Genomic DNA, 22,210 nt, shown 5'->3' with positions numbered 1-22,210 from the left:
AACACCCCGAGCCGCAGCCCTGCACGACCCCTCCGCCGCCGCCTACCTTCTCTGGCCGGATCTGTTCGAACTCGCGCCCGCCCGCGTCGAAGCGGCCCGGAACGGACCGCGTGGACCACAATAGGGACCGTATCGGGCTTGTCGGCAACAGCGAGGAGTACAGCGATGGCGGTGCATGTCAATGTCGACAATTTCGTGCGGGCCGAGACGGATCGGATGTTCGCCGATCTGCAGCGCGACGCCGGCGGGATCAACACCTTTCTGCACAATCGGGAACCGGCCTCGATCGATCGTCAGACCGTGATCCGCCTCAACCGCGACACCCTCTACAGCTTCGCCGTCGTCGACCTCGCCGCGGGCGCGACCGTGACGCTGCCCGAACACGGCGACCGATACCTGTCGGCCATGGTGGTCAGCGAGGACCACTACGTCGAAAAGGTCTTTCACGATGCCGGGTCCTATGAACTGCGGTCCGACGACTGCGGCACCGACTACGCCCTGGTGGCGGTACGGATCCTCGCCGACCCGAATTCCGCCGAGGACCTCGCGGCGGTTGCGGCCCTGCAAGACGGACTCTCGCTCACCGCCGGCTCGGCGCGCGAGTTCGTCCCACCCCACTACGACACCGGCGGGCTGGACGCCACCCGCACGGCGCTGCTGACCCTGGCCGCGGGCATGAACGGTTTCGACGCGACGTTCGGCCGCCGCGATCAGGTCGACCCGGTGCGTCATCTGATCGGTACGGCGGCCGGCTGGGGCGGGCTGCCCAGCGAGGAAGCCTCCTACGTCGGCGTGGCTCCCGACCTACCGCCCGGCAACTACGAGTTCACCCTGCGCGAGGTGCCCGTCGACGGGTTCTGGTCGGTCTCGGTCTACAACGCGGCCGGCTATTTCGAGAAGAATCCGCGAAACAGCTACAGCGTCAACAACATCACCGGAGTGCCGAACGCGGACGGATCGGTCACGGTCCGGTTCGGCGACTTCCCCGACAGCGTTCCCAACGCGATCCCCACCCCCGAGGGCTGGAACGTCGTGGTCCGGTTGTACCGGCCCCGCCCCGAGATCCTCACCGGCGCATGGGCGCTGCCGGAGCTGGTGCCGGCGCGCGAGTGACCGCTCCACGACCGGCAGTTCGTGCCGGTTTCCGAAATGCGTTCGCTTCGCATACCCACTCCCCACAGCTGCCCCGGTGAAATACTGGTACCCGGTATCACCAACTGCCGGCGACAGTTTCGAGCCGGCGGATGCCGCTCACGGATTGGGAGACGTTTGTGCAGTACATGCCCCAGATCGCATCGGATATCGCCGCAATGCACACCCAGTACCAGGAACTTCTTCATGAGAATCGATGGTCACTGCGCGTTCTGTTCAGTACCGACGACTGCGATATCGCGCAATATTGCGGCAGTTTCAGACCCAACCGGTTCGGCGCCGAAGCCTGCGCTGAGGTCGAGGCCTTCTGCCGCAGGCACCGGATCTGGCTGGAAAGGGGTGGTGCCGCCTACAACTCGATGACGCCCTACCTGCATCCGCGCACGATCAGCCTCGCGCGGATGACGACGATCGGTATCTACAACGCAATCCTGTTCGCGCTCAACGACACCGTGGGCCGCGAGAAGTTCAGCCACCTGTCCGAGGCCGAGCGAGCGCAGGCACAACTCGAGGTCGACCGGCTGTGTCGATTATTCGAGTCCGGCCGGATCCGGCCGGACAACTCCACGCCCATTGTCGAGGCGACCGTCGAATTCTTGACGACCCTCACCGATCAAGCCGAGCCGGTGTGGCTGGAGCGATTCCGCGCATCGACGATCGACCATTTGCGCTCGGCGATCCGCGATCAGAATATCGGCGCGCGCGGTGACCTGCTCAGCGTCGACGACTACATCGCCCTGCGTAACGAGGTCTCGGGGATGTACCCCGCGATCCAGCTGTGCGAGTTCGCGCGCGACACCACCCTGCCCTGGGACCGGCTCGCGGCCGCGGGCCTCGCCGAGGATCTGCGCACGCTGGAACGTCTCACCGCCGAAGTCGGAGCGCTGATGAACGATGTCTTCTCCTTCGAGAAGGAGGTCATCGTGGACCGCTCGGATTTCAACCTCATCTCGATTCTGCTGCTCAATACGCCCGGCGCGACGCTGGCCGACGCTGTTCTCGGCGCCGCGCAGATCGTACGCGAGCGATTCACCGACTTCCGCGGGCTGCGGCAGGATCTGCTCGACCGCTGCCCCGCACTCAGCCCACCACTGGCCGCCGCCGTCACCGCCTACGCCGACGACCTCGATCAATGCGTCCAAGCGAGCTGGGTGTGGCAATGCGCCACCTCCCGCTACAAGGGCCGGTCGATATTCGCCGAGGCTCACCACCGGTGAGCAGTCCACCGATGACGTGACGAATCGGGCATGCAGTACCTTTGTCTGCAGCGTCACGATCAGCAGTACCAGCCGGGAGAAGTATCGCCGGGCACCGAAGTAGCAGCAGAAGCGCATCGGACATGGGGAGTTGGAGTGGACGATCTGAGCACGGCACTCGCCCAGCAATGGGAGCGCGCGCTGGCGACGATTACCGCTCACCCTTCCTACGCCACCGTAGAAATTTCGTTTCTGCGCGATCTTCTGGAAGAACTCCACGCCAGTCTCACCGCGGAGACCTTCGACGCGGCCGCCGGCTCCCGAGCGGGAGCGGCGCTGGCGGGTGCCCGGTTCACCGATCCCGCGGTGCCGGTCGTATCCGCGCCGGTATTGCATCGACTCACCGAATTCAGCGATCACCCCGAGACCGGCCCGCGCATGGCCGCCCTGCTCGTCGCGTTCGGCCACGGACACCACTTCCTCGCCGAAGCGATCAGGGCCGACGACGTCGAGGAAGGCCAGCGCCGGTTCCGGCTCGTGTTCGATCACGCGTCCATCGCCATCGCGATCGGCGACACGAATGGTGTTCTGCTGGAAGCCAACCCCCATCTGGCCGACATGATCGGGGTACCGGTCGAGTCGCTGCGCGGCATCAGCGTCTACGACTTCGCCCACCCCGACGATCAGGCCGCGATCCGCGCGATGGTCTACGACGACCTCGTACCGGCCAGGGCGGGCACGGCGAAGATCGAACGGCGCCTGCAGCGCGCGGACGGCAGCACCGGATGGGCCACATTCGCGATCACCTATGTCCGGAGCGCCTTCGGGCCTGACTATCTGCTCGCCATCGGCGAAGACGTCACCGAACGCCACCAACTGCAGGAGCAGCTCCACTATCAGGCGCGCCACGACGCGCTCACCGAGCTGCCCAACCGCCGCCATCTCCTCGACACCCTCAAATCGGTGATCTCCGCGGCCGGCGAGGACGATCTGATGGGACTGTGCTTCACCGACCTGGACCACTTCAAAGAGGTCAACGACCGATACGGTCACGGCGTCGGCGACCAGGTGCTGGCCACCGTCGCCCGGCGCCTGCACGACAGCCTGCAAGACGACGGATGCCTGGTCGCGCGAATCGGCGGCGACGAATTCGTCACCCTCATCCCGCCCCCGGCCGACACCCGCAGAGTCGCGGCGGTCGCGGACCGCCTGCGCGGCGCCCTCTCGCATCCTCTCATCGTCGGCGGCCACCGGCTCCACATCTCCGCCAGCATCGGAGCCGTCGTCACACCGGTCGCCGGCAAGGACCCGGAATGGCTGCTCGACGCGGCCGACACCTCGCTGTACGACGCCAAATCCGGCGCCCGCGGCAACTGGATCCTGCACACCGTCCATGCGGCCGAGGGTGCCGACGACAGCTCCGCCCGATGCGGAAACGCTTGAGGCGCAACGGTTTCGACGGCCGCTATGCGCGGGTCGGCAACACTCGATAGACGATCTCCACACCGCCACCGTCCAACGGCCGCGAACTCTCGAATGCCAGATCGGTCTGCGGATTCAGCGAATCGGTCAGGCGCATGCCGCTGCCGGTGGAGACGGTGCTTCACTCGCCCCGGTAGCGCACCTGGAATTCCTTGATCCCGTTCAACCAGCCCGACCGCAATCGGCGTGGGTCCCCCAGTTTGCGAATGTCGGGAAGGTGGTCGGCGACGGCGTTGAAGATCAGGTCTATCTCCAGTCGGGCCAGGTTGGCGCCGATGCAGAAGTGCGCGCCCGTACCGCCGAATGCCAAGTGCGGGTTGGGATCACGAGTGATGTCGAAGGTGAACGGAGCGTCGAAAACCTCTTCGTCGAAATTCGCGGATCGGTAGACGATCAGGACCCGCTGACCCTTCCGGATCGGTACGCCACCGAGTTCGGTGTCCTCCAGCGCGGTGCGCTGGAACGTACTCACCGGCGTTGCCCAGCGGACGATCTCGTCGACGGTGGTCTTGGGCCGCTGCGACTTGAAAAGCTCCCATTGATCCGGGTTTTCGAGGAAAGCGATCATGCCGTGCGTGATCGCGTTACGGGTGGTCTCGTTGCCCGCGACGGCCAGGAGGATGACGAAGAAGCCGAACTCCTCGGAGGTCAGTGCTTCCCCGTCGACGTCGGCGTGGACCAGTTCGGTCACGATGTCGTCGGCCGGCTGCGACTTTCGCGCCTCAGCCATCTGCCAGGCGTAGGCCAGGAGTTCGGCGGAGGCGGCCAGCGGGTCGACGCCGGCGTACTCCGGGTCGTCGTAGCCGATCATCTCGTTGGACCACCGGAAGATCTTCATCCGGTCCTCCTGCGGCACGCCGATCAATTCCGCGATCGCCTGCAACGGCAATTCGCACGCCACCTGCGTGACGAAGTCACCCGCGCCCGCCTCGGCGGCCGCGGTGACGATGGCCTCGGCGCGGGCGGACAACTCCGCGCGCAGCCCGTTGACCGCCCGCGGCGTGAACCCTTTCGCGATCAGCTTGCGCATCCTGGTGTGTTGCGGCGCATCCTGATTGAGCAGAACCAGCCGCTGCATCTCCATCCGCTCGGGGGTGAGTTCGACGCCGTATCGCGGCAGCGCGGTGTTCTCGGCATTGGAGAACACGTCGCTGCGCCGCGACACCTCCTTGACGTCGGCGTGTTTGGTCACGACCCAGAATCCGTCGTCCGGAAAACCGTCGGAACCGGGCGACTTGGCATTCCACCAGATCGGAGCCGCACGGCGCAGTTCCGCCAGCTCTTCGACCGGCACCCGCCGGGCCCACATATCCGGATCCGTGACATCGAAATCTCGCGGAATATCGGGACGCGTCGCACGCATATCAACCACCGGGCCGTCATCGCTGACTGAAACAGGTTCTAGAGGTATTCAAGCACAATCAGCGGCCGCTCATACCCGTCTCCAGCGACCTCGATGGTCGTGGCAACCGGCCGCGACGGTGGAATCCGGGGCATCCGGCGGCCGAAAGTCCTCCCGGCCGTAGACCAGTGACCCGACCATGCCGGACGTTGCACCCTTCCACCCGAACAGCGCTCTCGACGAGTCTGGATCCGACGCGGCTTCTTTTTCGTCCGAGGGTTTGCCGCATCCCGCGACGATGGGTGACCGGGTTGCGCAGCACCGACGGCGAGGCCGCCGAGACGACGTCAGGAGTTCCGATGCCCCACTGGCGAGGCCCGCTGCGACCCGACCGTCCGACCGAGGATGCTCTCACCCCGGCGGTTGCCGATGCGACTCTCGATCGAATCGCCGACGCCCCCGCCGCATCGGCGCCGCCGACCGGGTCGGCGCCACGACAACATCACCGCTCTGCGCGGCTGCGATCACGATCGGTTGTCGTCGAGGGCCGTATCGCCCGCTATTCGGCCGGCGGACACGGTCCCCGCGTGCTCTTCCTGCACGGCTGGGGATTGGGGAGATACGCCTATACCCGCCCGCTCGAGGAACTCGTTCGAATGGGAGTGCATGTCTTCGCCCCCGCGCTTCCCGGCTTCGGGGGCACGGCCGGGTTGCCGATCGAGGATCGGTCTCTCGCCGGCTACGCCCGGTGGGTCGGAGATTTCATCGAGGCGATCGACCTGCCGCTGCCGGTCACCGTGGTCGGGCACTCCTTCGGGGGCGGCGTGGCGATCCAGGCCGCGCACGATCTACCGGAGCTCGCCGAGCGGCTCGTGCTCGTGAACTCCATCGGCGGCTCGGCATGGACCGACGGTCGCGGTGTGGCACGCGCACTCCGTGAACGTCCGCTGTGGGACTGGGGCCTGCACTTGCCGGCAGACCTGCTGCCCGGTCGCCAACTGACCCGGGTCCTGCCGGTGATCATGCGTGATGCGGTGCCCAACGTCCTGCGTAACCCGACAGCGGTGTGGGAAGTCGCGCACCTGGCCCGGACCGCCAACCTCACCTCCGAGCTCAACGAACTCGCCGAGCGCCGACTGCCCGTCTTCGTGGTGTGGAGCAAGCGAGACACGATCATCCCGGAATCCACGTCGATGTCGCTGCGGACCGCCCTGGGCGACCCCCGCACGATCACCGTGCCCGGCGGGCACGGCTGGCTCCTCGACGACCCGCACGCCTTCGGGGAAATCATCACCAACGTCGTCCGGGAACCGGATTCCGGCTTCGAGCCCGACACCCGGCCGACGGCACAGTAGCGATCGGCACCGGCGAAGGGCACGCCGCCCTAGAGCTTCGGGCGGCACCGGTCTGATGTTTTCCTCAGATATGATTTCGGTGACGATTCCGACGCAGGAGGGCCCGATGACCACCGAATCCGTCACGCGCAACCGTGTCGATCGGCGCCGCGAGCGCACCCGCAACGCCCTGCTCGGTGCTGCCCGGAAGTTCCTGTCCGAGGGGCGAACCGCGGTGAGCATTCAGGAGATCACCGACGCCGCCGACGTCGGATTCGGCTCCTTCTACAACCATTTCGAGTCGAAGGAACAACTCTTCGACGCGGCGGTGCGCTCGGCGTTGCAGGTCTACAGCGAGATGCGCGACGCCATCGTCGCGCTCTACGACGACCCGGCAGAAGTGTTCGCGGTGAGTTTCCGCATGACCGGACGTTTGCAGCGGCAGGTGCCCGAGATGGTCCGGGTGATCCTGAACTCCGGGATGTCGGTATTGCTGCGCGAAGAAGGTCTGGCCCCACGCGCCCGTCACGACATCATCGCCGCGCAGGAGGCGGGCCGCTTCGACCCGATGGACCCGGATATGGCGGTGATGGCCGCGGGTGGGGCCCTACTGGGTCTCCTGCAACTGCTCGACGCGCAACCCGGCGCCGACGTCGAAACGCGGACCGACGACATGGCGTTCCACGTCTTGCGCATGTTCGGCATGAACAAGCGATCGGCGCACAAGCTCGCCACCAGCCCACTGCCACCACAGCCCCAGCTCTGAACACCGCCGGCCGACGCCGGCGCATCACCGCCGAACGCTCGGCGCGAAGTCCGGAAGCGAGGCACACAGCGCGGACAAGCTGCCGCGACCGTCCTGCACGGTGCCGTCGGGCCGCACGACAAGCGTCGACGCGTGACCGCGGCGCATCCACCGAGACAGCTCCGAGTTCGGTGCCGGGCACACGAGGACACCGCCGCGTCGGCGGACCACAGCGCGGTCCCATGCCGTCGGATCTTCCAGGGTGATGACGGCGTATCGGCCGCCGATGACGTCGTCGACGCACTGCCCGTCCGGCATTCGATCGTTCGGAATCAAACGACCGGCGAGAAGACCGTGTATCCACCTCGCCGTCGCCGGTGAGGAGTCGCGCAGTGGTGGGGATTCACCGCTGGTGACCATCCGGGCGAATCCCGGGATGTGCTGCAGGTACGGCGCGATCAGGCCACGCAACCGGTTGCCCAGTTCGCCGCCTTCGGTCATGGTCAGCCCGGTGAGCTTCGCCAGCCGAATCATCTTGCGCGCGTGGGGTTTCCTTTCCCTTTCGTAGGTGTCGAGCACAGCGGCCGGCAACTCGGCGCGCAGCACTCCGGCCAGCTTCCAACCGAGGTTCGCGGCATCGCGGATACCCGCGCCCATCCCCTGCCCGATGAACGGCGGGGTCAAATGGGCCGCATCCCCGAGCAGGAACACGCGCCCCTGTCGCCACCGATCCGCGAGTTGCGCGCGGAAGGTGTATTCGGCGACGCGCACCACTTCCATCTGCTCGTACTCGGTCTCGCCGAGCCACGGGCCCAGGAGCGGACGGAGGGCAGCCGAATCCCGGTAATCGTCGGCGTTTTCACCCGGATGCAGCCGAAATTCCCATCGGTACCGCGTCTTCCCGATGCGCATATAGGTAGCCGCGCGATCGGGATCGCAGACTTGGTGGACACCTTCCCAGTGCTGCAGCTCGGTCGTGGCGGCGATATCGACCACAAGCCATCGCTGCTGGAATCGCAGGTCTCGCATATGTGCGCCGATTCGATTGCGCACCAGGCTGTTCGCCCCGTCGCAGCCCAAGACATATTCCGCTCGTACGGCCTCGGTCTGCCCGCCTGATCGATCGGTGAATTCCACGCGCACGCAGTCGTTCTCCCGGACTACGGCGGTGACGTCCGCATTGCCGCGCATTGTCACCTGCGGGTATCGAGCCAGGTTGCGACGAAGAATCGCTTCCAACTCCGGTTGGTCGAACAGGTTCGCCTCCGGATGTCCGTTGCGACCGCCCGTCGTATCCCGATCGAACTGTGCCAGCACGCGGTGATCCGGATCCGCCAATCGCAAACCCAGCGCCGGACGGGAGACGGCGTCGAATTCCGCACCGACACCCAGTCGTTCGAGGATCCGGCGGATTTCGCCGTCGAGGTGGACGGCACGCGGCTGCGGGTAGACACCCTCCCACCGCTCGAGTACCAGCGATTCGATCCCGTACTGGGCGAGCAGCGTGGCCGCCGTCAACCCGGTCGGGCCCGCGCCGACGATCACGACCTGCACCACCGGCGAGGTCACGACGACACACCCCGCGCCGCGGCGACGGACGCGATGGCAGCGGGACCGCCGCCGACCGCGGTGGGTCCGATCGTCATCGACGCCTCTCCACTCTCCAGGTGACGGCGTAGCGGGCCAGAACAGCTTCGACCGCGGCGCGGTCGGCGGTGGAGTCGAGCACCACGGTCGCGACGACGGCGCCGTCCTCGACCGCCGCGACGATGTCGGCCACACCGGCCGCATTCGCCAGCGCGTCGACCAGTTCGCGCCGTGTCGCATCGGCGCGCAGGCCCAACTTGTACGGTTTGCCGACGTCGGTGACCGGCAGCGCGTCGAGGATCGTCACGGTCTTCGGTACGGCCGCGCGTTCGTGCATACGCTCGGCGGCCCAGCGCACCAGTTCGTCCTCGGTGACGTTCGCGTCCCCGGTGAGCGCGACGTAGGCGACCGGCACCTCACCGGAGTGCACGTCCGGGCGGCCGACGGCTCCCGCCGCGCCGACCCGGGGGTGGGACAGCAGGACGTCCTCGATGGTCGCGGGATCGATATTGTGACCGCCGCGAATGATGAGATCCTTTGCGCGACCGTGCAAATGGATGAAGCCCTCGGCGTCGATGTGCGCCAGGTCGCCGGTGTTCAGCCAGCCGTCGATCACCGTGCCGAGTCCGTCGAGGCGGTGGCCGGCGTCGGTACGGCCGGTGACATAGCCCGCGAAGACAGTGGGTCCATCGACGACCAGCACGCCGATTTCCCCGGCAGGCAGGTCTTCCCATGCCCCGTTGTCGGCCGCGCGGACGACCGCGACGCGCTGGTAGGGCATGCGCTGGCCGACCGCGCCGGGTCGGGGAACGTCCGGAAAGCTGCGCGCGGTAGCGCACGTGGCCTCGGTGAGGCCGTACCCCTCGACGAGGGTCACGCCGGTATGTTTCTGAAAATCCTCGCGCACTGCCGCCGGCAGCGGCGAGGCTCCGACCATCGCGTAACGCAAGCTGGAGATATCCGCCTGGACCGGGCACCGGGCCAGCACCGCGTAGACGGTCGGCACGGCGCTCATCGCCGCAATCCTGTAGTGCGCCACGATGTTCCAGAACTCCGCGTACAGGGCGAGATCGCGGTATCCCAGCGGACCCGCCCACACGACCGACTGGCCGCGGAACAGCGGCGCGAGCAAGGTGACGACGAGCGCGTTGACGTGAAACAACGGCAGTGCCGCGAACCCCACCGCTTCGTCGTCGAGCAGCGAGTTGGCGGCGATCATCCACGCGTTGGCGACCTCACCGGAATGACGATGAGCGGCCAGCTTCGGCACACCGGTCGTTCCGCCGGTATGGAACAGCGCCGCCAGATCCGATCCCGTAGGCGGCTGCCCGGCGAATTCGGTCGAAACCTGTTCTGCGGCAAGCAGCTCGAGGTAGCCGACCACGACGCCGTCGATGACCGGCAGTGCCGGCCGAGGCTGCCCGGTAGCCGTCGGACGCATGACGAGCAGCGCGTCCAGCAGACCTCGCTCGGCCAGCTCACGCGCGGTGTCCCAGGTATCGGGCGCCAGCTCCGGACCCGCGGCGATCAGTGTCCTGGCGCCGGAACGGCGCAACAGTTCCGCGATGTGATCGCCGGACAGCCCTCCGTTGATGGGAGCGGCGATGCCCGCCAGCTGTGCGGCCAACGTCGCCGGAATCAGCTCGGCACAGTTCGGGGCGATGAGCGCGACCGCATCGGAGCGGCCCACACCCAGCTCGTGCAGCAGATTCGCGTAGCGATGGACGTCGGCGAGCAGCTCGGAGTAACTGCGCTGCAAAGGTTCTCGCCAGCGAGACGCATCGGGCAGCACAGAGAGCGCCCGTCGCTGCGGCCATCGCGTCGCGGCACGGACGAGCAGCGCGTACGTCGATTCCGGCAAGCCACGCGCCTCGAGTGGAATCGACTCGATCACCTCGAGGTCCGCCGGGCTCTCGTAGCGCGGCCACAACAGTTCCTCGGACGCGCCGACCAGGGACGCGGTGTCGGTCATCGGGCGTACCTCACGACCGTGCGCTGGCGGCCGAGGTCGAGCACGCCGTCGTCGGTGCCGATCGCGGCCTCCACCACGTCGCCGTCCCGCAGATACTTCGGATTCCGGGCCTGGCGGGAGAAGAACAGCTTCCACTTCACCTTCGGCGGCAGCAGGGAGCCGATGATCTCCACCGGCTTGGGCGGGGCACTGATCGCGGTGCCGACCGGCGTTCCGGTCAGCAGGAGGTCACCGGGGTCCATCCGCTGGAAGCGGGTCAGTTCCCGCAGCGCGTCGACCGGCCGGTAGATCATGTCGGCAACCGTCATGTCCTGCCGTAGTCCGCCGTTGACCCACAGCCGCAGCCGGAGGTCGGTGAACCGCTTCAGCTCGTCGGCGTCCAGCAGCACCAGCGCCGGCCCGACCGGGGTGAAGGTCGGGTACGACTTCGCCTCGTAGAACTGCGTTTTCGGCAACTGGACGTCGCGAGCGGAGACGTCATTCGCGACGACCAGCCCCGCGACGTAGTCGGCGAGATTCTCGGCGGTGACCTCCGAGCCGACCGGCATCTCCCGGCCGAAGACGAGCCCGATCTCCACCTCGTAATCCAGCAGGGACACATGGGCGGGCCGGATCACATCGTCGTACGGGCCACTGATCGAACCCGATGCCTTGCGGAAGAACGTCAGCGGCACGGTCTCGGGGTCACCGCCGGAGTCCTTCACGTGGGACGCGAAGTTCGTCATCTGCGCGACCACGCGGCACGGCGCGGTCACCGGAGATATCAGCGAAAGGGTCTCCACCGCAACGGTATCGGAGCTTCCGGATGCCGCGAGGACGGCGCCTCGATCCGCCAGCAGTTCCCGGGTGGTGGTCGCGGCGGTGTCGATCCGGGCGGCGCCCGCTGGTGTGCGCACCCACCAGCCGTCGACGGTGCGCAGTACGGAGATGGTCATGAGTTGGCTACTTTCAACAGGCCGCGCAGGCGGCGGAAATCGAATTCGTTGTCCTCGCGCAGCGCGGCGACGATCGCGCGTGCCTCACGCAACGACTCGGCTCCCGGCTTGATGCCGAGGAAGTCCTTCGTCGCGGGCGGCCCCCACTGGGCCAAACCGGACGCGCTCATCGGAGCCCAGCCCGGCTCGACGGTGGCATCGAACATGTCTCCGTCGCTGAAGTGTTCGACCATGAACCCGTCGGGGTCACGCCAATAGTCGAAGATCTGACTGCCCTGGATATGCCGGCCGATGCCCCAGGATCGGCGATAACCCTGCTCGCGCAGATACTCGCCACCCGCGGCGAGCGCGTCGAGGTCCGCCACCTGATACGCCGAATGCACGTACCGGTTCGACGGGCCCAGGGTCAGCGCGAGCGTGTGATGGTCGGCCGGAGTGCCCGCTCGATCGCAACGGATGAAACTCATGACCGGCCCGCGCTCCCGCTGGCCGGGGTAATAGAGGAAGTCGCTGACGATCAGTCCGAGATTGTCCAGGTACCAGTCGAGGGTCTCCCGGTATCTCGTGGTTTGCACGACGACGTGTCCCAGCCGCTGCACCCGCGCCGGGACTCTGGCCGGTCGCTGGGTGGCGTTGACCCGGACAACGTCGTGCCCGGTGTTCAGCAGGTGCGGTTGCTGCGGGGCGAGAGCAACGAGTTCATGCGCGCCGGCGACGACCCGCACCCGGAGCCCACTCGGATCGGCAAGATCGACGGCCGCTCCCCCGAGTGACTCCGCCAACGGCACGACCCGAGCGCCGCACGCCTCGGACAGGCGCAGCAGGTCTGCGGAATCGGCGGCGCGGAAGGACGGGCCGACGAATCGGGATCGGGCGCCACGCCGGATCAGGACACACGGCGCGCCCGGGTCCGTGCCCCGCAGGTGCAGCTGATCGGGCGTCCGCATCGCGGTCGTGAAGCCGAAAGCGTGAGCGAAGGTCTCCGCCTTGTCGAGATCGGGCTTGTCGAACTCGAGCCACGCGAGGTCGAGCACCTTGACGACCGGGTTGCGTGAGCGCCCCGGGTGTTCTCCCGGCAACGCGCCGCGCTCGCTGTGCAGGCCGCTGTGCACATCGTGATGGCCGCTCATCGGCCGCTCCTTCCCGTAACTGACGATATCGTCACTCACGAAGATATCCACAGTCAAGAGTTGATGAGAATTTCGTCAGTATTGACAAGAGCGGCTACTATGACGGGCACGGAGGCGAGACGAGGTGATGCAGCGATGACCGCACAGACCGGGGCCCGGCCGAACCGGCTCGAGCGCCGCAAGGCACGCACCCGCGCCGCGCTCGTGACGGCCGCGCAATCGCTGCTGGCGGACGGGAAAGTGAACGTCCCGATCGTCGAGATCACCCAAGCCGCCGACGTCGGCATGGGCTCGTTCTACAACCATTTCCAGAGCCGGGAGGAACTGTTCCGGGCAGCGGTCGAGGAGGCGCTCGACCGGCACGGCGCACTGCTCGACCTGCTCTGCGAAGACCTCGACGACCCGGCGCAGGTGTTCGCTCAGAGCTTTCGGCTGACGGGCCGTATGCACCGGCGCAACCCGACCCTGAGCAAGGTTCTGATCAACAACGGGCTCGAGCTGGCCGGCTCGACGAAGGGGCTGGCTCCCCGCGCTCGCCGCGATATCGAATCCGCGGTCGAGGCAGGCCGATTCGACGTGCGGGATCCGGAACTGGCCATGACGATCGTCGCGGGCGCCACGATCTGCCTCGGGCGACTGCTGCACGACCAGCCCGACCGCGACGACGGCGAGGCCACCGATTCGGTGACCGAAGATCTGTTGCACATGTTGGGCCTCTCGCGCGGGGACGCTCGCGAGATAGTCCAGCGTCCGCTGCCGGCGCTCGATACGTCCCCGCGCGATACGTCAGCGGCCGGCCTCGCCTAGCCTGCCGCTCGCAGCAGACGTCGAATGCGCAAGGGAGACAGCGGAAACAGGTGATCGCCTGACGTCGACGTCGAGCTGCCCGGTGAGTTCGGCGACCAATTCGCCTCCGTGCCCGGCCGGCGCGGTGCCGAAGACGAAGCGGTCCGGACGGAGCAGCACTATCCCGCCGGAACCGACGCCGGCCCTGGCGAACCATCGGATCAACGCGCCGGTGTGGTCTTCGACATCGGCATGGTCGTCACCCGTCGTGCGCCCGTCGCCAGGGGCACCCTGGGGCCGCCCGCCGAAGGGATAGACGGTGACGAAGCGTGTTCCCAGCGCTTGCAACGCGGCCACATCGTCCGCATCGAGCACGGCACGGGGGTCGACGCCGTAACCGAGCACCGAGAAACCCAGGCCGAGTACATCGTCGAGACGCTGGTGACGGCCGTCGTAGGTGCGGACCTCCGGTTGCGGGGACAACGCCCCTTCCACGCCGCGCAACCCGAATCGCCGGCGGGGCAGTCCGAGGTATGCGTTGCGGCGGAACCGCGGACGCGGCTTCATCTTGGCGGCACGGATCCAGCCACCGAGACCGGGAGTGCGCAGCGAGGCCGTCATCGCGATGTCGCGGGCCGCCGCGATCAGTGGGTTGTCGACCGACACCAGCGATTTGTTGAAGACCGAGAAGTCGATCATCGCCTCGGCGTGCGGGCGGCGTTCGGTTTCGTAGCTGTTCAGAATGTCTTGGCCGGCACCGTGTTTCAGGATCGCGGTGAGCTTCCAGGCCAGGTTGTCCGCATCGCGCACGCCCGAGCCCATCCCCTGCCCGACGAACTGCGGTGTCATGTGCGCGGCGTCGCCGGCGAGCAGGATGCGCCCGACGCGCCAGCGATCGGCGACCACGGCGTTGAACGTGTAGACGAGCTTGCGCAGCACCTGCACCTCGTCCGGGTTCACGAAACGGGCGATATGCCGGCGGACCGTTTCCGGGTCCTCCATCTCCTGTTTCGTCTGTGATTCGGTGAGCATGAACTCGAACCGGTGATGCCCGTCCGGCTGGGGACACGACACGATCGGCAGATCCGGGTCACACACGAAATCGAAGTACGGCAGGTGCCGGAAGGCGTCCACTCCGTCTTTCGCCTTCAGGTCCACCACCAGCCACCGTTCCGGAAAACTGGTACCGGTCATGTCGATTCCGAGCTTCGTGCGCACGACACTGCGCCCGCCGTCGCAGCCGACCAGGAACTCGGCCCGCACTCGCTCGGTGGTGCTCGGATCGGTTTCCGATTCGCGCTGACCGTAGCCGGTGCCACCGCATCCGACGTGCTCGACGACGACACCGTCGGGGCCCTGGTCGACATCGACAACCTCACGGCCCCGGCGCACCGTCACATGCGGGTATCTGCCGAGGGCGCGTTCGAGACCGTTCTCCAGATAGGGCTGGTACAGGAAGTTGACCACCGGCCAGCCCAGCGGGCGCTGGACCTGTTTGAACTGCACCAGCACACGTCCGTCGCGGCGCACCCATTGGACGGCGGAGTCGGTGTTCATGTCCGCGGCGAGTTCGTCTGCGGTACCGGCGGTTTGGAAGATCCGCATACATTCGTCGTCGGTGTAGACCGCTCGGGCCAAGCCGTAGAATTCCGGTTCGCGTTCGAGCACCAGCACGCTGATCCCGCGACGGCCGAGCAGATTGGCCAGGGTCAGGCCGGTCGGGCCCAGGCCGACGACCACGACGTCGTAGTCGGTGGTACTCATCGTGACAATCCTTCTGCGAGCTCGGGAACGGTGATCTCCGGCGTTCCGATCGTCTGCAGCGCCTGCCGGAACTGGGCGAATTTGCCCAGGACGGTCTCTCCCACCGGGGTGTGGCCCCAGATGCTGATGCCCTGATAGGTCCTCGGCTCCCAGGTGGATTCGAGTTCCGGGCCGACCACGATCGGGTTCCAGCCGACCTCCAGCTCGAAACCGGAGGGGGTCACGCAGTAGAACGACAACTCCCTGTCGTTGGTGTGCTGACCGACCGACCATTGCATCCGGAATCCGAGCGCGGTGACCCGCCCGAAAGCGGCGAGCATATCGTCCAGCGTCGCGGATTGAATGTTGATGTGCTGCACCGAGGTTCGAATCGGATCGAGCTTCACACCGCGCACGTTGGCGATGGCGATCGAGTGGTGTCGCTCGTTGACCCGCAGGAATCGGATCTTCATCTTCAGCCCGGACACGGTCTCGTCGATGTAGTCCGACAACCGGGAATCGAAGACGGTCTGGTAGTAGCCGCGCATCGCCTCCGGTTCGCGCGAGATCATCGCCACATGTCCGAGTCCGGCCTCACCCGTCACCCAGCCGGAGCTGATCATTCGCAGCGGCTCCGGGGTGGTGACCGGTGTCGTGAAGATTTCCTGGGCGATGCCTTTCGGGCCGGCGAAGCGCCACAACCGCTCCACTCCTCGCAGTACCGCGTCCTCGGGTGTCGCCTCGACGATCGGGACCCCGCGCTCGGTGACCCGCGCGACGATGCGGTCGAAGGTTTCATGATCGTCGACCTGCCAGCCCAACGCGATGACGTCCTCGGCCGAGCCCCGCCGGATCAGGAACCGGCAGGAGCGATCGTCGAGGCGAAAACGCACGGTATCGCTGTCGAGATCGTCGACGTGCAGCCCGATCGCACCGGCACCGAAGCGCCGCCAGTCGGTCAGCCGATTCGATTGCACGACAACGTATCCCAGGTGCACCGCACCGAACACCGAAGCATCGGTGCGCGGGCGGAGGAACTCGCTCATCGGTCCGCCTCGAGAAAGGCGGTGGCCAGGGTGTTGAACAGGTCCGCACGTTCCCACTGCACCCAGTGGCCGGCATTCGCCGCCAGGTACAGATCACAGTCGGGCATGGCGTCGGCCAGCATGCGCCCACCGGCGGGCCGATTGACCTTGTCGTCGGCCCCCCACACGACCAGCGTCGGATGAGCGACCTTGCGCAGGCGCGAGTCACGCGTGAAGTCCATTCTCCACAGCGTGCGCAACGCCAGCGGTCCCGAGGGCCGGCGCAGCGGCGGGTCCGCTATCACTTCCGGGTCGAGGCTGGCCCGGTAGCGGGCCTCGATGAGCTCGTCCGGCACCGCACTGCCGTCGTAGACCAGATACTCGCGAATGAACGTCGAGAGCTTCTCCCGGCTGGGTCCGGAGCCGGTGTAATAGCTCAACAATTCCCGCAGCCCCGCCGTGGGCAGCGCCCGCGTGGTGCCCACGCCACCGGGCCCCATCAGGATCAGCCTGTCGACCTTCTCGGGCCGATCCATCGCCAGCCGCAAGGCTGCCGCGCCACCGTAGGAATTGCCGATCAGGTGCGCGGACGCGATGCCCAGTTCGTCCAGCAGCCGGCCGATCGCCCCGGCGAGGTCACCGAACGGATCGGAATGGTTCACCCGCTTGGACGACCGGCCGTAGCCCGGCATGTCCGGCACGATCACACGAAACTTTCGCGCCAGCGCGTCGATGTTGCGGGAGTAATTCGACAACCCGGTCGCGCCGGCGCCACCACCGTGCAACAGAACCACAGCCGGGCCGGATCCGACCTCACTGAAGAAGATCTCCCGATCGCCGACCCGCACGGTCCGCCCGGTTCCGACGCCCTCGTCGATGCTAGTCACGACACCTCCACACTTCTTTGTTGATGAAATCATCAACTGTGGAGCACGGCCGCGTCAAGCTTTTCTGATGAAAATGTCAGAATTAGCCGACCGCTGAACGGGAAATATCGCCGGTGCCGCGCCTCGGCGATGGCAGGCTCGGCATATGAGTACCTCCGTCGACGCCCACGCCGTCCCCGAACTGCTGGAATTGCCCACCGAACACGGCGTCCTGCGCTACCGCGACACCGGCGAGGGCCCGCCGCTGCTGATGCTGCACGGATCCGGACCCGGTGTCACCGGCTGGCGCAACTTCAGCGGTAACGTGCCGACGTTCGCACAGCAGTACCGCACGCTCGTTCTCGAGTTCCCCGGATTCGGGGTCAGCGACGACTTCGGCGCGGCACATCCGATGATGTCGGCGCAGCAGGCGGTCACCGCGTTCCTCGACGGGCTCGGACTCGAGACCGTCCGGATCATCGGGAACTCGATGGGCGGTTTCGTGGCAACGGAATTCGCTCTCGCCGCGCCGCAGCGAGTCGAGCGCCTGGTGACCATCGGCGGCATCGGCACCACGATCTTCGGTCCGCAGCCCGGCGAGGGAATCATCCGGCTCAGTGAGTTCGTCGAGAATCCGACCCGCGACAGCTTGGTCGCCTGGCTGCGCTCGATGGTCTACGACCAGAACATGCTCACCGAGGAGCTGATCGAACAGCGCTGGCAGCAGGCCACCGAACCCGGCGTCCTGGAGAATTCGCGGCGGATGTACGGACGTGCGGCGCTGGCGCGGATGGCGGAGGCGGCGCGTGCCGCCGATGTCACACCGGGCTGGGCGAACTTGCGCCGGATCTCCGTTCCGACGCTGATCACGTGGGGGCGTGACGACCGGGTGAGCCCGGTCGACATGTCGTTGATCGCGATGCGGACCCTGCCGCACGGCGAGGTGCACATCTTCCCGAACTGCGGGCACTGGGTGATGATCGAGCAGAAGCAGGCGTGGGAGGCGACCGTCTCGGCGTTCCTCGCCCGCTAGCCACAGTGCCGGCGCCGGTTCCGCCGCACCTGTTGTGCGGCTACGGGACCGGCGCCGAGGGCTGCCCCATCACCGCTCGCAGACCGACGAGCAGCATCTTCATGCCGCGCAGCTGCAAAGCCTCCACCTCGGAGAAATCGCCGCCGACCTCCTGGTCGACCCACTGGATGTAGGCCTGGCGGCTGGTGTGCACGATCAGTTCCGCCGGAAGTCGGCGCAGAAACGGATCGTCGCCGAGTTCGACTCTCGCCGAAAGGAATTCCGTGATCGGCCCGCAGAGCTGCTCGCCCCATTCCAGCCAGCGCAAACGGTACTGCGGCGTATGGATCATCAACGTCATGAATGTGCGGTCGGACTCGGGCGTCCGGCGCTTGTAGACCTCGGTGGTGAACGCGCGCGCCAGCGTTTCGGCGACGTCGGCGTCGGCCGGCGCATTCTTCAGGAAGTCGATGATGATCGCCTGGCTGCGCCGGAACAGCGGCCCCATGACGTCTTCCTTCACCGGGAAGTGGCGATGGAAAGTCCTCGGCGCGATACCGACCGTCTCGCAGATGCGCTCCACGGTCGCGGAGGTGTCACCGTCGGCGACGAACATATCGCGCGCGGTGTTCGCGATGGCCAGACGCAGTTCCTCCGCGCGGCGTTCGGTCAGCGTCGGCCTGGACGACTTGCTCACGACCTCTGTCCTCCTTGATCGCAGTCCACGGTAACGCTTACACTCAAGACTGTCAGAATCTGACATATAGTCACATTCTGCCGTTGTGTGGCGGTTGGAGGCAACAGATGGCAACGGTGCAGCTCGAACAGACCCCCAACGCGATGATCGATCGCGTGGCGTCGCTGCTGGAAGCATTCGTCGGGCAGCGGCCCATGACGCTGGCCGACATCACACGGCGGTCCCAACTGCCTCGCTCGTCCGCGCATCGAATCCTGCAGCGGCTCGTGGAACTCGGCTGGGTGGAACGCCACGGCTTCGAATATGTCCTGGGCATAAGGATGTTCGAGTTCGGATCGCAGGTGGTGCGCCAGCGCAGCCTCAACGACGTGGCGACGGCCGTCATGACCGGATTGCACCGGCGCACGGGTCTGACCGCGCATCTGAGCCTGCTGTCCGGCGCGGAAATCCTGCATCTCCATCGAGTCGGAGCCTGGCCGATGCCGGGGCGGCAGTGGGCGGTCGGCGCACGCCAGCCCGTCGAACTCACCGCGGCCGGTCATGCGCTGCTCGCGGCGATGGATCCGGAGCAGTGGCCCGAGCTGCCGTTCACCGTCGCCCCCACCCGCTACAGCGTGCGGACTCGCCGGCAACTGGAACGCGAGTTGGAGAAGGTCCGCGCTCGCAGCGGGGTCGCCGTGGACTCGCAGGGCTGCGCACTGGGAGTCACGGTGGTAGCGGCCGCGCTCGACATCGACGTGGACCGCGGTCGCATGGCGGTATCCCTGTGCGGTCCGACGCGCTCGATCAAAACCACGGCGGTCGTATCGGAAGTGCGCCTCGCGGCGAACGAGATCCGGCGCGCGGCCTCGGCCTCGCGCCGGATCGAGCCGCGGGCGGTGCGCGTCTGACGGTCGCTGCGCCGATGCAGCGATGCGTCCTCCCGCGGGGATGGCAGAGCATCGCACCTTCGGACACGCGCAGCAGAACGGGCCCCTGCCGTCCGATGACGGCAGGGGCCCGTTGCCTCCGCGCTCAGCTCACCGCGCTGTCGAGTACGCGCAGTTCCCCGGATTCCGCGGCAGCCCGGATGGATTCGCGAAGTTGCGAGCACTGCCGGCACTCGACCGGCGCCATCGGCACCTCCCGAACGCGTTCGTCGATCGGCGTCACGAAGTCGTCTCCGCCGCTTTGCGGGCGATGTTCTCGCGGACCTGCTCCTCCCAGCCGGCCAGCGGTCGCGTGGTGTCGAGTTCGAATTCGAACCTGTCGACCATCTCGGGAGCGACATCGGCGACATCGACGTAGAACTGCTGATACCAGCGGCGCAGCTGATATACCGGGCCGTCTTCCTCGCAGAGCAGCGGATTGTCGATGCGCGCCTTGCTCTTCCAGATCGCGACGTCCTGCTCGAAGCCGAGCTTGACCCAGTCGCCGAGCGCGACGGCAGTGGCCATCGCCTGCTCCTCGGGCAGCGTCTCGGACTTCTCGACGATGATGCCGTATTGCAGGACGAACGAATTCTCGTCGATCGGATAGTGGCAGTTGAGCAACACGGTTTTGTAGTCGCCGTGTTCGTAGTGATAGACGAGGTCGTCGATCATGAACGACGGCCCATAGTAGGAGGCCACCGACGAGGTGCCGCGCAGTTGCGGCTGGCCCACCGGTCCGGGTAGGTCGGCGCGAGCGCCGCTTTCGAAGTACTGGGTCGCCACCGGTCCCTCGAAGACATTCTTGAAGAAGGTCGGCAGGGAGCCGTGGATGTAAAAGAAATGCGCCATATCCACGACGTTGTCGATGATTTCGCGGCAGTTCGTGTCGACCACCGTGGTGTACCAGTGCCAATCGGTCCAGTTGTCGGCGCCAGCACCCGCGATCCGCGGGATGGTGACGTCCTCCGGCGGCGGATTGCCCTCCGGATCGTTCCAGACGAACAACATGCCGTCTTGCTCGAGCGTCGTCCAGGCCCTGGTGCGCGCCAGTGGCGGCACCCGGCGGGCGTACGGGATCTGCTTGCAGCGCCCGTTGCCGCCCCAGCGCCAGTCGTGGAAGGGGCAGGCGATCTCGTTGCCCTTGACCTCGCCGTCGGACAGGTCGCCGCCCATATGCCGGCAGAACGCGTCGAGCACGTTGACCCGGCCGTCCTCAGCGCGGAAGACCACCAGCTTGGTGCCGAAGGCCCGGATCGAATGCGGCCGTCCGTCGGCGAAATCTCTGATCAGCCCGAGACAATGCCAGCCGCGGGCGAATCGCGTGGGCACTGCCCCTGCCTCGATCCGGCGTACCTCGTCATGCGTCGTTGTCATGTCCACCGTCCTTTCACGCCTGTTTCATCTGCTTGGCCCACAGCCATTCATGTCCCCAATAGCTGTCGGCGGTGATCTCCTCGGCGGTGTAATAGGACTCGTCGACCAATTCGCCCGCGGTGCCGTATTCGATATCCCAGCCGCCGGGCACCCCGACGTAGAAGGACACCATTTTGTCGTTGGTGTGGCGGCCGAGTGTCGACGACACCGGGAAATCCCGTGCCATCACCTGGTCGAGCGCCTGCCCGACGGCATCGAGCGAATCGACCTCGACCATCACGTGAATCAACCCGGGATCACGGCCTTCCAGCGCGGGCATGATCGCCAGGCTGTGGTGGCGCTGATTCACTCCCAGGAACCTGATCCGCAGCGGTCCGGCACCGGGAGGTGAGGGCATCCGGAACGCCCCGCGCGACAGGAAGCCCAGCGTCTCGGTGTAGAAGGTGTAGGACTCCTCGAAGTTGGCGGTCGGCATCACCACGTGCCCGAGTCCCTGTGCGCCGGTGACGAATCGCTGCGCGTATTTGGTGACCACCGGACTGTGCTCGAGTACCGGACCGTGGAAGAACTCCAGCGGCGTCCCACCGGGGTCGGTCATGCAGATACCGGCTTCGACCTTGCGGCGGTCGGCCAATTCCTGTGACATGGCGGTGTATTCGTATCCGGCGTCCCGCAATGTCGCTTCCAGCCGACGCAGCGCCGGCCCGTCCCGCAATTCCCAGCCGACCGCGCTCACCCGGTCGACATCGGAACGTTCGACGGTGATCCGCGACGGGCGCTCGTCCATCCGGAAATGCAGCGCGTCCTTTTCGTCCCCGAATCCCGGTGCGAAGCCGAGCACATCGAAGCCCAGCTCCCGCCAGCGATCCACATCCGTGGCGAGCACCCGGATGTAGCCGAGCCCCTTGATTTCACTCATGG

At 66.7% G+C, this 22,210-nt stretch carries 20 protein-coding genes; 8 read left to right on the top strand and 12 right to left on the bottom strand.

Annotated elements, in window-relative coordinates; translation table 11 throughout:
* The first annotated feature begins 165 nt into the window (after window positions 1-165).
* The 3 genes from ACPCUW_RS30170 to ACPCUW_RS30160 all read left to right on the top strand — a co-directional run bounded on the left by ACPCUW_RS30170 (window position 166) and on the right by ACPCUW_RS30160 (window position 3,791).
* Entirely contained in the window at window positions 166-1,113 is a 948-nt protein-coding gene (locus ACPCUW_RS30170) for a DUF1214 domain-containing protein (RefSeq protein WP_423428603.1), read from the top strand.
* A gap of 167 nt (window positions 1,114-1,280) precedes the next feature.
* Entirely contained in the window at window positions 1,281-2,369 is a 1,089-nt protein-coding gene (locus ACPCUW_RS30165; protein WP_423428602.1) for a terpene synthase family protein, read from the top strand.
* Between the two features lie 135 nt (window positions 2,370-2,504).
* Window positions 2,505-3,791, top strand: a complete 1,287-nt coding sequence (locus ACPCUW_RS30160) for a diguanylate cyclase domain-containing protein (RefSeq protein WP_423428600.1) — start codon at window positions 2,505-2,507, stop codon at window positions 3,789-3,791.
* A gap of 160 nt (window positions 3,792-3,951) precedes the next feature.
* Here the strand turns inward: ACPCUW_RS30160 and ACPCUW_RS30155 are convergent, their stop codons facing one another.
* Window positions 3,952-5,193: a cytochrome P450 gene (locus ACPCUW_RS30155; RefSeq protein WP_423428598.1), complete on the bottom strand. Its 1,242-nt coding sequence runs from the start codon at window positions 5,191-5,193 to the stop codon at window positions 3,952-3,954.
* A gap of 338 nt (window positions 5,194-5,531) precedes the next feature.
* Here ACPCUW_RS30155 and ACPCUW_RS30150 point away from each other — a divergent pair, with 338 nt between their 5' ends.
* Both ACPCUW_RS30150 and ACPCUW_RS30145 read left to right on the top strand, forming a co-directional pair.
* Window positions 5,532-6,527, top strand: a complete 996-nt coding sequence (locus tag ACPCUW_RS30150) for an alpha/beta fold hydrolase (RefSeq protein ID WP_423428597.1) — start codon at window positions 5,532-5,534, stop codon at window positions 6,525-6,527.
* Window positions 6,528-6,633: 106 nt separating this feature from the next.
* Complete coding sequence (locus ACPCUW_RS30145; RefSeq protein WP_181064160.1) at window positions 6,634-7,272, top strand: TetR/AcrR family transcriptional regulator; 639 nt, start codon at window positions 6,634-6,636, stop codon at window positions 7,270-7,272.
* A 24-nt stretch (window positions 7,273-7,296) separates the two neighbouring features.
* Here the strand turns inward: ACPCUW_RS30145 and ACPCUW_RS30140 are convergent, their stop codons facing one another.
* The 4 genes from ACPCUW_RS30140 to ACPCUW_RS30125 form a co-directional block, all read right to left on the bottom strand.
* Window positions 7,297-8,820, bottom strand: coding sequence for a bifunctional 3-(3-hydroxy-phenyl)propionate/3-hydroxycinnamic acid hydroxylase (locus tag ACPCUW_RS30140; protein ID WP_423428596.1), 1,524 nt, complete (start codon window positions 8,818-8,820; stop codon window positions 7,297-7,299).
* Window positions 8,821-8,893: 73 nt separating this feature from the next.
* Entirely contained in the window at window positions 8,894-10,810 is a 1,917-nt protein-coding gene (locus tag ACPCUW_RS30135) for an acyl-CoA synthetase (RefSeq protein ID WP_423428595.1), read from the bottom strand.
* Entirely contained in the window at window positions 10,807-11,745 is a 939-nt protein-coding gene (locus tag ACPCUW_RS30130; protein ID WP_423428593.1) for a fumarylacetoacetate hydrolase family protein, read from the bottom strand. Before ACPCUW_RS30130 ends, ACPCUW_RS30135 begins: the two co-directional genes overlap by 4 nt.
* On the bottom strand, window positions 11,742-12,875 hold the full coding sequence (locus ACPCUW_RS30125; protein ID WP_423428617.1) for a VOC family protein: 1,134 nt from the start codon (window positions 12,873-12,875) through the stop codon (window positions 11,742-11,744). Before ACPCUW_RS30125 ends, ACPCUW_RS30130 begins: the two co-directional genes overlap by 4 nt.
* 135 nt (window positions 12,876-13,010) lie before the next feature.
* On the opposite strand from ACPCUW_RS30125, the gene ACPCUW_RS30120 reads away from it, so the two are divergent.
* Entirely contained in the window at window positions 13,011-13,682 is a 672-nt protein-coding gene (locus ACPCUW_RS30120) for a TetR/AcrR family transcriptional regulator (RefSeq protein ID WP_423428591.1), read from the top strand.
* On the opposite strand, the gene ACPCUW_RS30115 is transcribed toward ACPCUW_RS30120, so the two are convergent.
* Genes ACPCUW_RS30115 through ACPCUW_RS30105 form a run of 3 tightly spaced genes read right to left on the bottom strand, consistent with a single transcriptional unit; the run spans window position 13,662 to window position 17,307 of the window.
* On the bottom strand, window positions 13,662-15,425 hold the full coding sequence (locus ACPCUW_RS30115) for a bifunctional 3-(3-hydroxy-phenyl)propionate/3-hydroxycinnamic acid hydroxylase (protein WP_423428590.1): 1,764 nt from the start codon (window positions 15,423-15,425) through the stop codon (window positions 13,662-13,664). The genes ACPCUW_RS30120 and ACPCUW_RS30115 overlap by 21 nt on opposite strands.
* Window positions 15,422-16,450 (bottom strand): VOC family protein, encoded by a 1,029-nt coding sequence (locus ACPCUW_RS30110; RefSeq protein WP_423428588.1) that lies wholly within the window; start codon window positions 16,448-16,450, stop codon window positions 15,422-15,424. Before ACPCUW_RS30110 ends, ACPCUW_RS30115 begins: the two co-directional genes overlap by 4 nt.
* Complete coding sequence (locus ACPCUW_RS30105; RefSeq protein WP_423428616.1) at window positions 16,447-17,307, bottom strand: alpha/beta fold hydrolase; 861 nt, start codon at window positions 17,305-17,307, stop codon at window positions 16,447-16,449. Before ACPCUW_RS30105 ends, ACPCUW_RS30110 begins: the two co-directional genes overlap by 4 nt.
* A 154-nt stretch (window positions 17,308-17,461) precedes the next feature.
* On the opposite strand from ACPCUW_RS30105, the gene ACPCUW_RS30100 reads away from it, so the two are divergent.
* On the top strand, window positions 17,462-18,328 hold the full coding sequence (locus tag ACPCUW_RS30100) for an alpha/beta fold hydrolase (protein WP_063015740.1): 867 nt from the start codon (window positions 17,462-17,464) through the stop codon (window positions 18,326-18,328).
* Between the two features lie 40 nt (window positions 18,329-18,368).
* On the opposite strand, the gene ACPCUW_RS30095 is transcribed toward ACPCUW_RS30100, so the two are convergent.
* On the bottom strand, window positions 18,369-19,004 hold the full coding sequence (locus tag ACPCUW_RS30095; protein WP_064906925.1) for a TetR/AcrR family transcriptional regulator: 636 nt from the start codon (window positions 19,002-19,004) through the stop codon (window positions 18,369-18,371).
* A 107-nt stretch (window positions 19,005-19,111) separates the two neighbouring features.
* Between ACPCUW_RS30095 and ACPCUW_RS30090 the strand changes: the two genes are divergently transcribed.
* Window positions 19,112-19,894: an IclR family transcriptional regulator gene (locus ACPCUW_RS30090; protein ID WP_423428585.1), complete on the top strand. Its 783-nt coding sequence runs from the start codon at window positions 19,112-19,114 to the stop codon at window positions 19,892-19,894.
* Between the two features lie 124 nt (window positions 19,895-20,018).
* On the opposite strand, the gene ACPCUW_RS30085 is transcribed toward ACPCUW_RS30090, so the two are convergent.
* The 3 genes from ACPCUW_RS30085 to ACPCUW_RS30075 are packed head-to-tail and all read right to left on the bottom strand — an operon-like array spanning window position 20,019 to window position 22,208.
* Complete coding sequence (locus ACPCUW_RS30085) at window positions 20,019-20,156, bottom strand: hypothetical protein (protein ID WP_156511404.1); 138 nt, start codon at window positions 20,154-20,156, stop codon at window positions 20,019-20,021.
* Entirely contained in the window at window positions 20,153-21,289 is a 1,137-nt protein-coding gene (locus ACPCUW_RS30080) for a Rieske 2Fe-2S domain-containing protein (protein WP_423428583.1), read from the bottom strand. The genes ACPCUW_RS30085 and ACPCUW_RS30080 overlap by 4 nt, the downstream gene beginning before the upstream one ends.
* Before the next feature lie 13 nt (window positions 21,290-21,302).
* Window positions 21,303-22,208 carry a VOC family protein gene (locus ACPCUW_RS30075; protein ID WP_064906961.1) on the bottom strand — a complete coding sequence of 302 codons (906 nt, stop codon included), beginning with the start codon at window positions 22,206-22,208 and terminating at the stop codon, window positions 21,303-21,305.
* Window positions 22,209-22,210: the final 2 nt, after the last annotated feature.

Source organism: Nocardia sp. AB354, assembly GCF_049538315.1.
Taxonomy (GTDB): Bacteria; Actinomycetota; Actinomycetes; order Mycobacteriales; family Mycobacteriaceae; genus Nocardia; species Nocardia nova.
The sequence above is the reverse complement of the archived record's forward strand: the minus strand, read 5'-3'. Positions and strand labels throughout refer to the sequence as shown.

Bases quoted from the DNA above. Each gene is read 5' to 3' on its own strand.
- ACPCUW_RS30170 (WP_423428603.1), top strand. From the start codon at position 166: ATGGCGGTGCATGTCAATGTCGACAATTTCGTGCGGGCCGAGACGGAT.
- ACPCUW_RS30165 (WP_423428602.1), top strand. From the start codon at position 1,281: ATGCCCCAGATCGCATCGGATATCGCCGCAATGCACACCCAGTACCAG.
- ACPCUW_RS30155 (WP_423428598.1), bottom strand. From the start codon at position 5,193: ATGCGTGCGACGCGTCCCGATATTCCGCGAGATTTCGATGTCACGGAT.
- ACPCUW_RS30150 (WP_423428597.1), top strand. From the start codon at position 5,532: ATGCCCCACTGGCGAGGCCCGCTGCGACCCGACCGTCCGACCGAGGAT.
- ACPCUW_RS30145 (WP_181064160.1), top strand. From the start codon at position 6,634: ATGACCACCGAATCCGTCACGCGCAACCGTGTCGATCGGCGCCGCGAG.
- ACPCUW_RS30135 (WP_423428595.1), bottom strand. From the start codon at position 10,810: ATGACCGACACCGCGTCCCTGGTCGGCGCGTCCGAGGAACTGTTGTGG.
- ACPCUW_RS30130 (WP_423428593.1), bottom strand. From the start codon at position 11,745: ATGACCATCTCCGTACTGCGCACCGTCGACGGCTGGTGGGTGCGCACA.
- ACPCUW_RS30125 (WP_423428617.1), bottom strand. From the start codon at position 12,875: ATGAGCGGCCATCACGATGTGCACAGCGGCCTGCACAGCGAGCGCGGC.
- ACPCUW_RS30120 (WP_423428591.1), top strand. From the start codon at position 13,011: ATGACCGCACAGACCGGGGCCCGGCCGAACCGGCTCGAGCGCCGCAAG.
- ACPCUW_RS30115 (WP_423428590.1), bottom strand. From the start codon at position 15,425: ATGAGTACCACCGACTACGACGTCGTGGTCGTCGGCCTGGGCCCGACC.
- ACPCUW_RS30110 (WP_423428588.1), bottom strand. From the start codon at position 16,450: ATGAGCGAGTTCCTCCGCCCGCGCACCGATGCTTCGGTGTTCGGTGCG.
- ACPCUW_RS30100 (WP_063015740.1), top strand. From the start codon at position 17,462: ATGAGTACCTCCGTCGACGCCCACGCCGTCCCCGAACTGCTGGAATTG.
- ACPCUW_RS30090 (WP_423428585.1), top strand. From the start codon at position 19,112: ATGGCAACGGTGCAGCTCGAACAGACCCCCAACGCGATGATCGATCGC.
- ACPCUW_RS30080 (WP_423428583.1), bottom strand. From the start codon at position 21,289: ATGACAACGACGCATGACGAGGTACGCCGGATCGAGGCAGGGGCAGTG.
- ACPCUW_RS30075 (WP_064906961.1), bottom strand. From the start codon at position 22,208: ATGAGTGAAATCAAGGGGCTCGGCTACATCCGGGTGCTCGCCACGGAT.